We start from the raw sequence: 16,082 nt of genomic DNA on the forward strand, positions 1-16,082 counted from the left end.
TACTGGTAAACCGGATCACCGTCAATGCCCCCGGCGGCAGGCGCGGCAAACCCGACCGACGGCCGGCGGGACGGCAGCACCGCCCGTCCCGCCGGGTGCCGATCAGACCGGGCCGTCGGCCGGCGCCGGGTCGGCCGCCACCGCGGGTTCCTCGACGGTACGAACCGGGCCGGTGAACCACTTGCGGGCCGAGGCGTACCACCAGACGGCGACCACCAGGAGCACCCCGCCGACGGCGAGCGGCGCGTAGTTCACCGCCGACCAGGTGAACCCGTCGTTGCCGGGCACGCCGGCGGGCACGATCGGCAGCACGAAGTAGATGGCGATGATCGCGATCTCGATCACCGCGATCCAGCCGAGCAGCTTGTACTTGCGGCCCAGCGTCCACGGTCCGGGGACGAACCGGTCGCCCATCCGTAGTCGGAGCGCGATCGGGATGAGGAACGACAGGTAGAGCCCGAGCACCGCGACGGAGACGACCGCGTAGAAGGCGATCGGGATACCGGCGGAGCTCTCGTACAGCGCCGGCAGGGTCAGCACCAGGCCAGCCAGTGTGGCGCCGATGATCGCGTTGACCGGGGTGCCGTTGCGGTCGACAGTCGACCACAGCCGCCACCCGGGTACGGCGCGGTCCCGGCTGAACGCGTACGCCATCCGGCTCATCGAGGTCACGCAGCTCATGCCGCAGAAGAACTGGCCGATGGTCGAGATGATGATGACGATCTTGAAGAAGACCGGGGTCAGCGCGGACTCGAAGATCGCGCCGGAGAAGCCACCCGCCGCGTTGACCGCCTCGACGTCGGTGGCCGCGAAGAGAAACGCCAGCAGCAGGATCCAGCCACCGACCGCCGAGTAGAAGATCGACTGCCAGAGTCCGCGGGCCGCGGCCTGCGACGCGCCCCGGGTCTCCTCGGAGACGTGCGCGCAGGCGTCGAAGCCGGTGATCGTGTACTGCGTCAGCAGGAAGCCCAGCGGCAGCACGTAGAACCAGAACGTCAGCCCGCCGACGTCCCCGTCGCCGAAGCCGGAGTTGTTGAACCGCTCGGTGAACACGAACTGGAAGCTCTGGTGGTTGTCGGGCACGAAGACCAGGATGGCCACCACGACGGCCGCGCCGGCCACGTGCCACCAGACCGAGACGTTCTGGAGTACGTCGATGATCCGGTGCCCGAAGATGTTGATCAGCCCGTGCAGCACCAGGATGATCACGAAGAGGACGAACGCCTGACGCAGCGTCCCGGCCCAGCCGTCGAAGAGCGCCGACAATGTGAGGTTGAGGAACGTCGCACAGCCGTAGTCCACCGAGGCGGTGACCGCCACCAGACCGATCAGGTTCAGCCAGCCGGTGAACCAGCCGTGCACCGGGCGGCCCATGGTGGCCGCCCACCAGTAGATCCCACCCGCTGTCGGGTACGCCGACACCAGCTCCGCCATGCAGAAGCCGATGATCAGGATGAACAGCGAGATCAGCGGCCAGCCCCAGGAGATGGCGACCGGCCCGCCGTTGTTCCACGCCTGACCGAACGTGGTGAAACAGCCGGCCAGGATCGAGATGATCGAGAAGGAGATGGCGAAGTTGGAGAAGCCACTCCACTTACGGCGCAACTCCTGTTTGTAGCCGAGTTCGGCGAGCCGCCTGGCATCGTCGTCCAAAGGTTGCTCGGCGGTCGGCACGGGCGTCGTGGCCACTGCACACCTCCCTGAGGTGGATCCGGGTGCGAGTGGGCAAAGTGTCGACCCGGCCGATCAAGGCGGTCAATACGTAGTCGGCGGGAATCTCACCACCGTCGGGCTAATTGCGTTGCCGACCGGCGGCCCCGGCCGGCATCCTGGACCAGTGACCAGGCCCGACAAGGGCCTACCCCGGGCGCTCGGACCGCCCGACCCGGTGGCGCGGGGCACGCCTCTCTCTCACGTACGGCCATTCCGCCGTACCCGAAAAGTGCCCCGCGCCCCACTCCCCCTCGTGATCAAGAGGTTTACGTCAGAATCCCGACCGCGCCTGACCGAAAGCTCTTGATCACCGCGGGAAAGGCGTGGGTCAGGTCAGGAGGAGGCCGGCTACCCAGAGGGCCGCGACCAGAAGGCCGGCCAGGAACTCCACAAGCATCGACAGGCCGGCGGCCTTCAGCGCCTGCACTGTGGAGGGCCACGCCAGCTGGTTACTGCCCAGCCGGAGCCGTTCGGCCGCCCACACCCCGGCGACGAAGCCGAGCACCAGACCGACGACCGGCACCACGAAGAACCCGATGATGCCGAGCACCCCACCGGCGAGCAGCGTGGACGTCGGCACACCGGTGCGCTTCAGGTTCCGGCCCGGCCACGCGTACTTGATCACGGCGCCACCCCCGGCAACCACTGTGGCGGCGGCGAACACCGCCCAGCCAACCAGGCCCGCACCGCCGAAGACGGCCCAGAGCAGAACGCCGCCCCAGCAGAGCGGCAGCGCCGGCAGACCGGGCACCACCACGCCGGCCAACCCGGCCAGGATGGCCAGCCCGGCCACCACAGTCACCGCCGTCTGCGAATCCGTCAGGTCCACGCCGCCATCCTCCGTCGCCACCCTCCGGACCGGAACGGTCCCCCGCTTCCCGCCACGCCGCTGTGCCTGCTGGCTCGCTCGCTGCGCTCGCTCACGCCAACGCTCCGCCGCGCAGCCGGGTGGTGATCACGTCGGCCGGGGCGGGCGCACCGAAGTATCGGCCCTGCCCGGTGTCGCAGCGCAGCGCCCGCAGCCGTTCCGCCTGCACGCCGGTCTCCACCGCCTCGGCCGTGACCCACAACTCGAGGGCGTGCGCCAACCGGACCAACGCGTCCACGATCCGTTCGTCACGGTGGTCGGCCACCACGTCGGTCCCGTCCGCGCGGATGCCCTCGACGAACGGACCGGCGAGCTTCAGGCAGTGGATCGGCAACCGCCGCAGGTACGCCAGGTTGGAGTACCCGGTACCGAAGTCGTCAACGGCCAGCCGGACGCCGAGCGCGGCGAGCCGGTGCAGGCTGCGCAGGGGTTCACCGGCACTGCCCATCACGGCGCTCTCGGTCAGCTCCAGTTGGAGCAGCTCCGCGGGCAGTCCGCTGGTCTGCAGGGCGTCGGCGACGGTGTCCACGATGGCCGGTTCGTCGGCCTGCCGGGCGGCCAGGTTGACGCTGACCACCAGCCTGGCGTCGGGGAACTCCCGCCACCACCGTTCGGCGTCTTCGCAGGCCTGCCGCAGCACCCACTCGCCAAGCCGGACGATCAGGCCGGTCTCCTCGGCCAGGCCGATGAACCGGTCCGGCCCGATCAGGCCCAGCTCCGGATGCTCCCAACGGACCAGCGCCTCCACCGCGAGCATGGTGCCCTCCAGCAGCGACACGATCGGTTGGTAGTGCAGCACGAACTCGCCCCGCTCCAGTGCTGCGGGCAGCCCGGCGACCAGCGCCGAGCGGGCGATGTCCCGAGCGCCGCGCTCGGGGTCGTAGACCGCCCACCGGCCCCGGCCCGCCGCCTTGGCCCAGTAGAGCGTGGTGTCCGCTGCCTTCATCAGCTCGGACGCGGTGGTCTCCGAGGCCGGGCACTGCACGATGCCCACACTGGCCGAGACGGCCAACTGGTGCTCACCGACGTGGACCGGGGCCGCGACGGCGGCCAGCGCGGCCTCGGCGACGGCGACCGGGTCGTCGGTGTCGTCCCCTCCGTCGACGAGGATCACGAACTCGTCGCCCCCCATCCGGGCGACCAGGTGGCCGTGGTCGGCCACGCACGCGGCCAGCCGCCGACCGATCATCACGAGTAGCCGGTCACCGAGGTCGTGGCCGAGACTGTCGTTGATCGCCTTGAAGCCGTCCAGGTCGAGGAAGCACACCCCGACGCGCTGCCCGGCGTCAGCGGTGTCGAGCACCCGTCCCAACGTCTCGAAGAACAGCGTCCGGTTGGGCAGCCCGGTCAGCGGGTCGTGCAGCGCCTGGAAGCGCAGCCGCTGCTGGAGTTCGTACCGCTCGGTGATGTCCTCGATCATCGCGACGGTGAATCGTGGCCGGCCATCGTGGCGGATCAGCGAGACGGCGAGATCCGTCCAGACCACTGTGCCGTCCTTGCGGTGGTAGCGCTTCTCCACCCGGGCGGCGTCGTGCTTCCCCTCGATCAGCTCCTGGTAGAGCTCCCACATTCCGGCGGCGTCGTCGGCGTGGAACAGCGCCGCCACGTTGATCTCGCGCAACTCCTCGATCGAGTAGCCGAGCATGTCGGCGAACGCCTGGTTGACGTCGATGATCCGACCGTCCACGCCGGCGATCCCGATCCCGATCGCGGCGCCGGTGAACACCGCCCGGAACCGTGCCTCGCTCTCGCGAAGCGCCTGCTCGACCTCGTCGCGCGCCTGCCAGGCCGACCGGGCGATCCGCTCCTGCTGGCTGAAGGTGCGGTCGCGCAGCGCACGGGCGAACCCGGCGGCCAGCCCGCCCTGCACCGCCGCGATCCGGTCGGCGAAGTCAGCCGGCCGGTCACCGTCGCACAGCACCCGACGCCCGAAGGTCGCGCCGAGCGCGCGCAGCGTCCACTCCAGGGCCTGCGGCTCGGTGAGGTGCGCCTCCACCAGGGCCCGCCCGACCTCCTCGGCCGGGTGGGCACTGAACGGCTCCGACCGTACCGCCTGGGCCAGCCGGAGCGTGTGCGCCAGCAGCAGCCGCTCGGTCTCGGCCACGCTGAGCGGCACGAAACCGAGCCGACGCACCGCGCGGGCCCAGTCGGCGGCGTACCCCTGAGCATCCGCCCGACCGGCGACGACCCCGGCGGGGTCCCGGCCGGAATCGACCCCGGCGGGATCCGGGACGGCGGCCACGAGATCAGCCGGCGGGCTGGTCGTACCGGGCGACGCCCCCGAAGGCGCCGAACCGCTCCGGGTGCTCGTCCACGTCGGACGGTGCGTCCGGGCGCCAGAGCGGCATGTGCACCACGCCCGGTTCCACTACGGTCCAGTCGCCGAAGAAGCCGGTGACCTGAGCGCGGGAGCGCAGGGTGATCTCGGTGGCGGTGCGGGCGGAGAGGCGCTGGGCGTCCAGCATCTCCTGCGGCTGGTCCTCGAAGGTGGAGTGGGAGACGACCAGGAAGCTGCCCGGCGCGGCAGCGGCCCGCAGGGTGGCCAGGATCGCCTCGGGCCCGTCGGCGTCCGGGATGAAGTGCACCACCCCGGCCAGCAGGATGCCCATCGGACGACTGAAGTCGATCAGCCCGAGCTGTCGGGTCTCGGCGAGGATCCGCTCCGGCTCACGCAGGTCGGCGTGGATGACGCCGGTCAGCTCGTTGCCAGCCAGCAACTCCCGGCTGTGCGCGACGGCCACCGGGTCGATGTCGACGTACACCACACGGGCCTTGGGGTTCACCCCCTGCGCCACCTCGTGCACGTTGCCCACGGTGGGAATTCCGGAGCCGATGTCGAGGAACTGGTCGATGCCGGCGTCGAGCAGCACCCGGACGGCCCGGCGCAGGAACTCCCGACCGGAGCGCATGGTGGCGGCGAGATTCGGGGTCATGCTGGCGATCTGCTCCGCCAACTGCCTGTCGATCTCGAAGTTGTGCGCCCCACCCAGAAAGTAGTCGTACACCCGGGCCGCGCTCGGCCTGGTCAGATCGATCTCGGTCGGCAGTCCGTCCGGCATCAGCGTGCTCCCCAGTTCATCGCCGCGGCGCGGGACGGCACCGGCGTCGGGGCGCGCAGCGGGCACGCGTGGGCACCGGTCGACCCGCGGGTCGTGTGGTGTGGACCACTCTAGGCGGCTGACTCCAGCAACAGCGAGATGCCTTGACCAACGCCGATGCACATGGTGGCCAGAGCCCGACGGCCGCCGCGACGGCGCAGCTCCAGGGCGGCGGTCAGCGCCAACCGCGCGCCGCTGGCACCGAGCGGGTGCCCCAGCGCGATGGCCCCACCGTTCGGGTTGACGTGGTCGGCGTCCACTGGCAGCCCCAGTTCGCGCAACACCGCCACTGACTGCGCGGCGAACGCCTCGTTCAACTCCACCACGTCCACAGCGCCCATCTCGACGCCGACGCGGTCGAGCAGCTTGCGGGTGGCCGGCACCGGGCCGATCCCCATGATCCGGGGCGGCACACCGGCCGCCGCCGCGCCGACGATCCGGGCCAGCGGGGTCAGGCCGTACCGGGCGACCGCCGCCTCGCTGGCTACCAGCAACGCGACAGCGCCGTCGTTGACGCCCGAGGAGTTGCCGGCGGTCACCGTGCCGCCGTCGCGGAACGGGGTGGGCAGCGCGGCCAGCTTCGCAAGCGTGGTCTCCCGCGGGTGCTCGTCGACCTCGACCAGCCGGGTCTCCCGACGACCGGCCGGCACTGACACCGCCACGATCTCCTCTGCGAACCGGCCGTCGGCCTGGGCCTTGGCCGCACGCTGCTGCGACCGGTACGCGAAGGCGTCCTGCTCGGCCCGGCCGACGCCGTACTCGGCGGCCACGTTCTCCGCCGTCTCCGGCATCGAGTCGACTCCCCACCCGTCACGCATCAAGGGGTTCACCAACCGCCAGCCCAGTGTGGTGTCGTACACCTCGGCCGAGCGGGAGTACGCCGACGTCGCCTTCGGCATGACGAACGGCGCCCGGCTCATGCTCTCCACCCCGCCGGCGATCATCAGCTCCGCGTCTCCGGCGACGATGGATCGGGCGGCGGTGGCGAGCGCGTCCAGGCCCGAGCCGCAGAGCCGGTTGACGGTGCTGCCCGGCACCTCCTCGGGCAGGCCGGCCAGCAGCGCCGCCATCCGGGCCACGTTGCGGTTGTCCTCGCCGGCCTGGTTGGCGCAGCCGAGCACGACGTCGTCGACTCGCGCCCAGTCCACCGACGGGTGGCGGGCGACCAGCTCTCGGATCACGTGCGCGGCCAGGTCGTCGGGGCGGACGCCGGCCAGCGCGCCCGCGTACCGGCCGATCGGGGTGCGGACACCGGCCACCAGGTATGCCACGGTCATCGCGAGTCCTTAGGGGGTGCAGACGGCGGGGGTGGGCACGCCCACCGGGTCACGAGGGCTGCCGGCCGCCAGGATATCCGCGCCGGCAGCGGATAGGTTGACGGCATGGCCCGGGCCCAGTTCAGCGCAGAGACCAGCGGCGGCGGCGCGTTCGTCCGCCAGCCGAACCGGTTCACCGGTCGGGTCACCGCCGACTCGACCTCGCCGCCCGGCGGCGGCCCGGACGAGCAGGACCGTTGGCCGCTGGAGGCCGGCCGTTACCGGCTGATCTGGTGCCGGGCCTGCCCGTGGGCACACCGGGCGAGGATCGTGCGTGGCCTGCTCGGGCTGGACGACGCGATCTCGCTGGGCACCGTCGACCCGATCCGGGACGAGCGGGGCTGGGCGTTCGCCCTCGACCCGGACGGCTTCGACCCGGTGCTCGGCGTGAGCTTCCTCTCCGAGGCGTACCTGGCCACCGACCCGGACTACACCGGCCGGGTGACGGTGCCGGCGCTCGTCGACGCCCTGACGGGTCGGGTGGTCACCAACGACTATCCGCAGCTCACCCTCGACTTCTCCACGCAGTGGCGGTCACTGCACCGTGCGGGGGCGCCGGACCTCTACCCGGAGGCACTGCGCCCCGAGATGGACGCGCTGATGGCCGAGATCCACACCGACGTGAACAACGGTGTCTACCGGTGCGGGTTCGCCACCTCCCAGCAGGCGTACGACGAGGCGTTCCGGGCGCTCTTCGCCCGGCTGGACGCGCTCTCCGAGCGGCTGTCCGGGCAGCGCTACCTGATGGGCGACGCGATCACCGAGGCGGACGTGCGGCTGTTCACCACGCTGGTCCGCTTCGACGCCGCGTACCACGGGCACTTCAAGTGCAACCGCAACAAGCTGACCGAGATGCCGGTGCTCTGGGCGTACGCCCGGGACCTGTTCCAGACGCCGGGTTTCGGCGAGACGGTGGACTTCGACCACATCAAGCGGCACTACTACGGCACGCATCGGGAGATCAATCCCAGCGGCATCGTGCCACTCGGGCCGGACGAGTCCGGCTGGAGCACGCCGCACGGGCGTGGCTGAGCCCTGTCGGCCGGCCGCCCCGACCGCGACGAGGGCCCGCGGCGAGGTCGCCCGCCGGGTCGCCGGGTCCGCGGCGGCCGGGTGCATCCTCGCCGGTGCGGTGGCGGTGACGCTCGCCGTGGTCGCCGGTCCCGGTCCAGGGCTCACCGGGTACGTCAGCGAGGCGGGCATCGCCGGCAGCGCCCACGCCGCGACGTACCGGATCGGGATCCTGGCCCTTGCCGGCGCGTTGCTGCTGATCGGCGCGGCGCTGCCCCCCGGGGTGTGGGCGGCGGCCCCTGCGCTGCTCGCCACCGGGGCCGTGTTCACCGCCGTGTCCGGGGCGGTGACCTGCTCCGGCGGCTGCCCGCTGCCGCCGTTCGAGCGCGCGACGGCGGCGGACCTGGTGCACGGCGGCGCGAGCATCGCGGCGACTGCCGCCGTGGTCTTCGCCATGATCACGCTGGCCGTCTCCGGGCCGGCCGGACGGACGGTGCGTCGGCTGGCCGGCGTCGCCGCCGCGCTGGCCCTGCCGCTCTGTGCCACTGTGGGGCTGGCGATGCTCGTGATCGGTCGAGGCCCGGTGGTGGGGGTGCTGGAACGCCTGATCCTCGCCCTCGCGGTGCTGTGGGGCCTGGGCACCGCCACCGCGCTGGCCCTCTGTAAGGAGCCTCACGCTGTCCGGTCCTTCCGATGAGCGGGAATCGGCGTATCGTCGGCCAGCGATGACCAACGTCTGGGGCCTCACTGTCCGCCTGTATGTCGATCTCCGACTGCAGGCCAGTGGCATCTGTCCGGGCTAGCCGCGTTCCTACGCCTGCCCCGATCGGACCGGACAATTGGATACATCCTCATGCCCTTCAGCCTGCGCAAAATTCCCTTCTCCGTGCAGATCCTGCTCGGCCTCGTGCTCGGCGTCGCGCTGGGCTTCATTGCCCGCAGCAACGACCTGAGCTGGCTGACCAGCACCCTGCACACAGTCGGTAGCCTCTTCGTCCAACTACTCAAGCTGGCCGTGCCGCCGCTGGTCTTCACCGCCATCGTGGTCAGCGTTGTCAGCCTGCGCGGCGTCGCCAACGCCGCCCGGCTCGCCGTCAAGACCCTGCTGTGGTTCGGCATCACCGCGCTGATCGCGGTGAGCATCGGCATCGGCCTCGGCCTGCTCACCAACCCGGGCAAGGGCGTGACCCTCGACCTGGGTGGCGCGGCGCCGCCGAAGAACACCGGCTCGTGGACCGACTTCCTCACCGGCATCGTGCCCACCAACCCGGTCGGCGCGTTCGTCGAGGGCAACGTCCTCCAGATCGTCTTCCTCGCCGTCGTCATCGGTGCCGCGGCCCTGCTGGTCGGCGACGCCGCCGAACCGTTCGTGGCGCTGAACCGCTCCCTGCTGGAGATCGTCCAGAAGGCGCTCTGGTGGGTCATCCGGCTCGCCCCGATCGGCACCCTCGGCCTGATCGGCAACGCCGTCGCCTCGTACGGCTGGGACCTGCTGGCCCCCCTCGCGAAGTTCACCACAGCCGTCTACGTCGGCTGCGCCATCGTGCTGTTCGTGGTCTACCCGCTGGTGCTGATCCTGGCCGGCCGCCTCAACCCGCTGCGCTTCTTCGCCGGCGCCTGGCCGGCGATCGAGCTGGGCTTCGTGTCCCGCTCCTCGGTCGGCACCATGCCGGTGACCCAGCGCTCAGTCGAGCGACTCGGCGTGCCCCGTGAGTACGCCTCGTTCGCGGTGCCCTTCGGCGCCACCACGAAGATGGACGGCTGCGCCGCCATCTACCCGGCCCTCGCCGCGATCTTCGTGGCCCAGGTGTTCGGCGTGCAGCTCGGCATCGGCGACTACCTGCTGATCGCCTTCGTCTCGGTGGTCGGCTCGGCGGCCACCGCCGGTCTGACCGGCGCGATCGTGATGCTCACCCTGACCCTCAGCACGCTGGGCCTGCCGCTGGCCGGCGCCGGCCTGTTGCTGGCCATCGACCCGATCCTGGACATGATCCGCACCGCCACCAACGTCGCGGGTCAGGCCCTGGTGCCGACAGTGGTCGCCGCCCGCGAGGGCACTCTCGACCGGGCCGCGTACGAGTCCGCCGGCCGGCGGGACCTGACCGACCCGGAGCCGGTCGCCGACACCCGGCCCGAGCTCAGCCCCGTTCCTGCCTGACCAATTCACCAGCACGGCGACGGGCCCCTCTCCCCGGGGGCCCGTCGCCGTGTCGGAGAGGATGACCCCATGAGTTCCCTGTTCACTCCCCTGGCCCTGCGCGGGGTCACAGTGCCCAACCGGATCGCCATGGCACCGATGTGCCAGTACTCCGCCGGCCCCGACGGCCTGCCCACCGACTGGCACCTGATCCACCTCGGCAGCCGCGCGGTCGGCGGCGCCGGCCTGGTGCTGACCGAGGCGACCGCAGTACTCCCCGAGGGCCGGATCAGCCCACAGGACACCGGCCTCTGGTCCGGTGCGCACGTCGACGCCTGGCGACCGGTGACCGCGTTCGTCGCCGCCCACGGCGCGGTGCCGGCCGTGCAGCTCGCGCACGCCGGCTTCAAGGCCTCCACCTACCGGCCGTGGGCGCCGGAAAGCGGTGGCGTGCCGGACGCCGAGGGCGGTTGGACGCCCGTCGCCCCCGGCTCGGAGCCGTTCACCGCCAGCTACCGAACGCCGACCAGCCTCGACGAAGCCGGCATCGCCGGTGTGGTCGAGGCGTTCGCGGCCGGAGCCGTTCGCGCACTGGACGCCGGCTTCGCCGCCGTGGAGATCCACGCCGCCCACGGCTACCTGCTCAACGAGTTCCTCTCGCCGCTGACCAACCACCGCACCGACGCGTACGGCGGCGACCGGGCGGCCCGGATGCGGCTGACCCTGGAGGTGGCCCGCGCGGTGCGCGCCGCTGTCGGCGAGGACGTGCCGGTGCTGACCCGGATCTCCGCCACCGACTGGGTCGAGGGCGGCTGGACGATCGAGGACAGCGTGTTGCTCGCCGGTGAGCTGGCCGGCGTCGGCGTCGACCTGGTCGACGCGTCCTCTGGTGGGGTGAGCACTGACCAGCGCATCCCGCTCGGCCCGGGTTACCAGGTGCCGCTGGCCGCCCAGATCCGTCGCGAGGCCGGTGTGCCGACCGGCGCTGTGGGCCTCATCGTGGAGCCCGAGCACGCCGAGCAGATCGTCGCCGGCGGCGAGGCCGACCTGGTGCTGCTGGGTCGGGAGTTGCTGCGCGACCCGTACTGGCCGCGCCGGGCGGCCGCGAAGCTCGGCGTCGCGTACTCCGGCCCCGCCCAGTACGCCCGCGCCTCCTGATCCCGACCGGTCGGGCGGCCGCCGCGTGAGCGGCCGCCCGACCGTCGGTCAACCGGCCAGGTGCGACCAGTCGCCCTCCAGGTCCTGCCAGGCGCCCTGAGCGGCCACCGTCCCGCCGAGCAGCACCACCACGTGGTCGGCCCGGACCAACGCGGCGCGCTTCGCGGTCGAGCCGACAACTGTCACCCCGTGGCCACGCAACGCCTGCCAGAGCGCCAGCTCGGTGGTGACGTCCAGCGCCGACGACACGTCGTCGGCGACCAGCAGTTCGGTACGCGGGGCCAACGCCCGGGCCAGCGCCAACCGCTGCAACTGCCCGCCGGAGAGCCGGGTGCCCTTGTGCCCGATGAGCAGGCCCAGCCCACCACCGGCGGCGGCCAGGTCATGGTCGAGCTGGGCGGTGCTGACCGCCCCCGCCGCGTCCACCTGGTGCCCGAGGGCGATGTTGTCGGCCACCGTGCCGGAGAGCACCCGGGGCAACTGCCCGACGTAGCCGACCTGGTTGGGACGCAGGAACAGCTCCGGCTCGGTGACCGGGTCACCGTTCCAGGCCAGCTCGCCGGTGTGGTGCACGATCCCGGCCAGCCCGCGCAGCAACGAGGACTTGCCCGACCCCACCGGCCCGACGACCAGCACCAACTGCCCCCGCTGCACGGTCAGGTCCACGTCCCGGACGGCCACCGTGCCGTCGGAATGCACCACCCCGAAGCCGCGCAGCTCGAGCCGGCGCAGCGGATGCCGGGGCGGCATGGTCGGCGCGGGCGCCGTCCCGGTGGTCAGGTCGACCTCCGGCACCCCCGCCGAGTACGCGCTCACCCCGGTCATCGCCGCAGTACGCCGGGTCCAGACCCGCGCCGAGGGCAGCTGCGAGATCAACGACGCCGTCGTCCAGGCGAACCAGCGGGCCGCGCCCAGTGTGGAGACGGCCACCAGCACCGCCCCGGCGGACAGCGAACCGTTCAGGTAGAGCGCCCAGGCGCCGATCGGCAACAGCCCACTGGCCATCGACGGTGTGGAGCGCGCCCACACCTGCACCGAGATCTCCCGTCGCTGCCGGTCGCTGCGCAGCACGTCGAGGCTCGCCAGGTGGCGCAGCACCGCAGTGGTAGCGCCGGCGAGCTTCACCGTCCGCGCCGCGGAGAGCGCGGAGACCAGCGCCGTGGCGAAGGAGGCCCGCGCGGCCACCGTCGCCCGGGCCGCACGCTCCAGCTTCGGCCCGAACAACGTCGCGGCCAGCCCGGAGACGACCATCGTGCCGAGGAAGAACAGCCCGGGTACGACGCTGCCGGTGACAGCCGTCATGGCGACCACGAGCACCAGCGCGACGGTCTGGTCCAGCACGTTGTCGGCGAGCTGGACCACCCGCTCGGTGTCCCCGCCCTGAGCCACCACCTCGGCGGGAGTGTGTGAGCTGACCCGGCGCGGCCCGGTCTGGCCGTGCACCAGGCGAAGGCCGATCCGCAGCATCTGCCGCACCCACCACTGCGGGAACCAGACGTGGGTGTAGAACGGCAGCGGCAGTGTGACCAGCAGCCCGGCGACGATCCCCATCGCCGGCAGGTACGGGTTGCCGGTCCCGTCGACCAGGTCCGCCCAGAGCCAGGGCAACACCGGGCCGTCCAGCCCGAGCAGGCTGAGCCCGAGGAACAGCACGATCGCGGCCGCACCGTACCGGGGATCGTTTGTGCAGAGTCGGAAGATCTCCCGCAGTGTCCGGGCCGGCGGCACCGGCGGCAGCGGCGGCGGATCGGCCCGGGTCGGCCCGACCGCGCCCTGCGTGCTGTCGGGCGGTGTCACCCGAATGGCCTGCCCGTTCGGCTCGACCTGCGTCAATGCCGGCTCGGTCGACCAGGCGGCGGCCTGCTCGGTCGCCGCGACCGGTTCGACCCGCACGGGTGCCGGCTCGCTCGGCCACGCGTCCGGGCCGGGGCCGACCAGAAGGTCGGTGCCGACGCCGGTGCGACCGGCCGGCGCCACAGCGGCGTACGAGGCGGCGTGGCTGGTCGCCAACAGTTCGGCGAAGCGGGTCGACGTCTCCAGCGGACCGGCCTCGACCACCGCGCCGTCGGCCAGGACGACCACCTCGTCACAGCGGCGCACCGAGGAGAGCCGGTGCGCGATGACGATGCCGATCCGGTCGCGCAGCAGACGTTCGGTGGCCCGCTGCACCCGCGCCTCGGTGACCGGGTCCAGCCGTGCGGTGGCCTCGTCGAGGATCACCACGTGCGGCTCCCGGACCAGGATGCGGGCGAACGCCACCAACTGCTCCTGACCAGCGGAGAGCACATGCCCGCCCTCCCCCAACCGGGTCGTCAACCCGTCCGGCAGCTCCGCGATCCAGCTGGCCAGACCCAGCTCGTCGAGCGCCCGAGCCGCCGCGTCGAGCAACTCCCTGTCGAAGAGCGCCACGTTCTCGGCGAGCGTGCCGGCCAGGATCTCGGTGCGCTGCGGCACCAACGCCACCCAGCGGCGCAGCTGCTCGACGTCGAGATCGCACAGGTCGGTGCCGCCGAGGAAGACGGTGCCCGGCGGCACGTCGACCGCCCGGGTGAGCACCTTCGCCAACGTCGACTTGCCCGAACCGGTCCGCCCGATCAGCGCGTACGAGCGACCGCGCGCGAAGGTGAGGCTGAGCCCGCGCAGCGCGGCCCCCCGGTCACTCTCCCCGTACCCGAATGTCAGGTCCCGAATGCGCAGGTCACCCTCGCTCGGGCTGGCCCCGCCGACCGGCTCCTGCCGAGCCTTGTAGAGCAACTGCACCCGCGCCCACGCGCCGAGCGCCTCCTGGATCTCCGGCACCATCCGGCTGACGTGTTCCGCTGTCGCCCCGAAGGCCAGGGCGAGCAGCCAGATGGCGGTGAGGCGGGCGGCGTCGATCCGGCCGGTGGCCAACGCCCAGGCACCGCCGAGCACCACAGCGCCGATGCCCGCCCGGATCGTCGCGGTGGCCACTGTCGCCACCCGGGCAGACAGCACCCAGACCACCAGGCCACGGGACAGCACTGCGGAGGCCCGCCGGGCGTACAACCGCAGCACGTACGGCCGCGCCAGACTGGTCCGTACGTCGTCCTGGCCGTGCACCGCCTCCTCCATCACGGCGGCCAGGTCGGACCACGCCTCCTCTTCCGCCATCCGGGCCGGGCCGATCCGCGCCGTGGGCCGGCGCAGGCCGACCGCGAGCACCACAGTGAGCAGCAGCATCGCGATCCCCGCCGGCCACCACACGAACAGCGCCACGACCATCGACAACAGACCGACGCAGAGGCCCTGGGCGAGCCGGGTGCCCTGGTTACGAATTCCCGACGCCACCTGGTAGACGTCCCCGTCGATCCGGTCCAGCAACTCGCCCACCGGAGTGGTCTCCAGGGTGGGCAGGTCCTGCCCGAGGGCGACGCGGCAGAGCCGGCGACGCACGTCGGCGGACCAGTCGGCGGTCAGGCCGGCCATCAGCAGACTCACCGCGAGGTCGCTGAGGACCACGGCGACCAGGGCTGCGGCCAGTACGGCGAAGAAGCCAGCCGAACGATGCACCAGCACCGCGCCGGCCAAGGCCGATGCGCCCGCCTGCCCCGCGGCGCCCAGCACGATCAGGACGGCCACGATCGTCACACGACGGGTTGAAGTCCCCCACAGATCACGGAGCAGGCGCATGGAAAGTCCTCCGGGACGTGGGTGGCGGAGACCTCAGCCTGCCGGCACCACCCCCTCAACTCAACCGATTTTCCGGCCTCTGAGCTGGACTTCCGTCAGTTCCACCAGCGCGGGCAGCCGACCTGCTCGATGCCGCTGCCACTGCCGCGCCGCCCGATGCCTGAACCAGACAGGGGGCACCGAACCGGCGGTTTTCGGTCAGTGCCGTCAGCGGCCGGAGCGGGCCGGCAATTCCCGGCCCAGTGGCCGGACCAGGGCCGATGGTCCTGGGTCAGAGCCGGCGCGGTGGGCAGGTCGGTGCGGACAAGCCCGGGCCGGGGCGGACATGCTGGGTCAGGGCCGACAGGCCCGAGTCGGGGCGGACAAGCTGGGTCAGGGCCGACAGGCCCGAGTCCGAGCCGGCGGAGCCCTTCCGTCGTTGCCGGCACCCTAGGCGTTTTGCCTGATCTAGTGCGATTTAACCAACCCCGACGCCCGACAGAGCCTTCTTGATCGACTCGGGTTTCGTGACGTCGGGGTGTCCGGGAGTCCGGGATGCCCCGACTTCCGTGAACCCGAGTGGATCATTCCGGGTGAGGGGCGATTGGACGCCAGGGGTTCCGGTGGGTGTGGGTGGTTTGCCCGTTGGTGGGGGTTTGTGGGGTGTGGTCGGGTGCACTCGTGGGCCGGAATCATGGCCGGGCCGGGGTCGTTACACACCCTGACGATCGCAGCACCACCGACCCGCCTGCCCGACCGTGAGGGCTGGTCGCGCAGGCTGGAATGCCAGCCTCCACCCGCTCGTTACAGTCCCCACGAACGACCGACAGGCACCGCCACGACGAGGGTGCCGGCGAGTGGGCCAATCCCGGAATGACCCCGGCCCGCCGGTCGTTACACATGGTCCCGGCGCCACGAGCCCCCCGCTCGCAGGTCGCCGACCCCGACACCCCGACACGGTGTCACCCCCTCAGACTTTTTCCCCTTTGTTTGTGCAGCGCCGGACGAGGTGCTCACACCCTTGCCGCCGTCCCCCCTTTTGGCGGTGTGGGTGTCCTACCCCCGAAGGAGCTACCCCTCATGAACACGATCTTCCGTAAGAGCATGCTGTCCGTTGCTGGTCTCGCGTTCGCCGGTGGTGTGTTCGCCGG

At 71.8% G+C, this 16,082-nt stretch carries 10 protein-coding genes; 4 read left to right on the forward strand and 6 right to left on the reverse strand.

Features of this window, described 5'->3' with window-relative positions:
• Positions 1-102: 102 nt before the first annotated feature.
• The 5 genes from AB0C19_RS11750 to pcaF form a co-directional block, all read right to left on the reverse strand.
• The gene (locus AB0C19_RS11750; protein WP_357183099.1) at positions 103-1,689 is read right to left on the reverse strand and encodes an amino acid permease; all 1,587 of its coding nucleotides are present in this window, start codon (positions 1,687-1,689) and stop codon (positions 103-105) included.
• 352 nt (positions 1,690-2,041) lie between these two features.
• Positions 2,042-2,542 carry a DUF456 domain-containing protein gene (locus tag AB0C19_RS11755; RefSeq protein ID WP_357183102.1) on the reverse strand — a complete coding sequence of 167 codons (501 nt, stop codon included), beginning with the start codon at positions 2,540-2,542 and terminating at the stop codon, positions 2,042-2,044.
• 91 nt (positions 2,543-2,633) lie between these two features.
• Positions 2,634-4,823: an EAL domain-containing protein gene (locus AB0C19_RS11760; RefSeq protein WP_357183105.1), complete on the reverse strand. Its 2,190-nt coding sequence runs from the start codon at positions 4,821-4,823 to the stop codon at positions 2,634-2,636.
• A gap of 4 nt (positions 4,824-4,827) precedes the next feature.
• The gene (locus AB0C19_RS11765; RefSeq protein WP_357183108.1) at positions 4,828-5,640 is read right to left on the reverse strand and encodes an SAM-dependent methyltransferase; all 813 of its coding nucleotides are present in this window, start codon (positions 5,638-5,640) and stop codon (positions 4,828-4,830) included.
• A gap of 110 nt (positions 5,641-5,750) precedes the next feature.
• Positions 5,751-6,956 carry a 3-oxoadipyl-CoA thiolase gene (gene pcaF / locus AB0C19_RS11770; protein WP_357183110.1) on the reverse strand — a complete coding sequence of 402 codons (1,206 nt, stop codon included), beginning with the start codon at positions 6,954-6,956 and terminating at the stop codon, positions 5,751-5,753.
• Between the two features lie 105 nt (positions 6,957-7,061).
• Here pcaF and AB0C19_RS11775 point away from each other — a divergent pair, with 105 nt between their 5' ends.
• From AB0C19_RS11775 to AB0C19_RS11790, 4 genes are all read left to right on the forward strand, one after another.
• Complete coding sequence (locus AB0C19_RS11775; RefSeq protein ID WP_357183113.1) at positions 7,062-8,027, forward strand: glutathione S-transferase C-terminal domain-containing protein; 966 nt, start codon at positions 7,062-7,064, stop codon at positions 8,025-8,027.
• A complete protein-coding gene (locus AB0C19_RS11780; RefSeq protein WP_357183116.1) occupies positions 8,020-8,703 on the forward strand; it encodes a DUF998 domain-containing protein in 684 nt (227 codons plus the stop codon). Before AB0C19_RS11775 ends, AB0C19_RS11780 begins: the two co-directional genes overlap by 8 nt.
• Positions 8,704-8,871: 168 nt before the next feature.
• On the forward strand, positions 8,872-10,164 hold the full coding sequence (locus AB0C19_RS11785) for a dicarboxylate/amino acid:cation symporter (RefSeq protein WP_357183172.1): 1,293 nt from the start codon (positions 8,872-8,874) through the stop codon (positions 10,162-10,164).
• 69 nt (positions 10,165-10,233) lie between these two features.
• Positions 10,234-11,301, forward strand: a complete 1,068-nt coding sequence (locus AB0C19_RS11790; protein ID WP_357183119.1) for an NADH:flavin oxidoreductase/NADH oxidase — start codon at positions 10,234-10,236, stop codon at positions 11,299-11,301.
• Between the two features lie 48 nt (positions 11,302-11,349).
• Here AB0C19_RS11790 and AB0C19_RS11795 read toward each other — a convergent pair whose 3' ends face one another.
• Entirely contained in the window at positions 11,350-14,952 is a 3,603-nt protein-coding gene (locus AB0C19_RS11795) for an ABC transporter ATP-binding protein (RefSeq protein WP_357183122.1), read from the reverse strand.
• Positions 14,953-16,082 lie beyond the last annotated feature (1,130 nt).

It is taken from the genome of Micromonospora sp. NPDC048842, assembly GCF_040649935.1.
In the GTDB taxonomy this organism is placed as follows: Bacteria; Actinomycetota; Actinomycetes; order Mycobacteriales; family Micromonosporaceae; genus Micromonospora; species Micromonospora hortensis.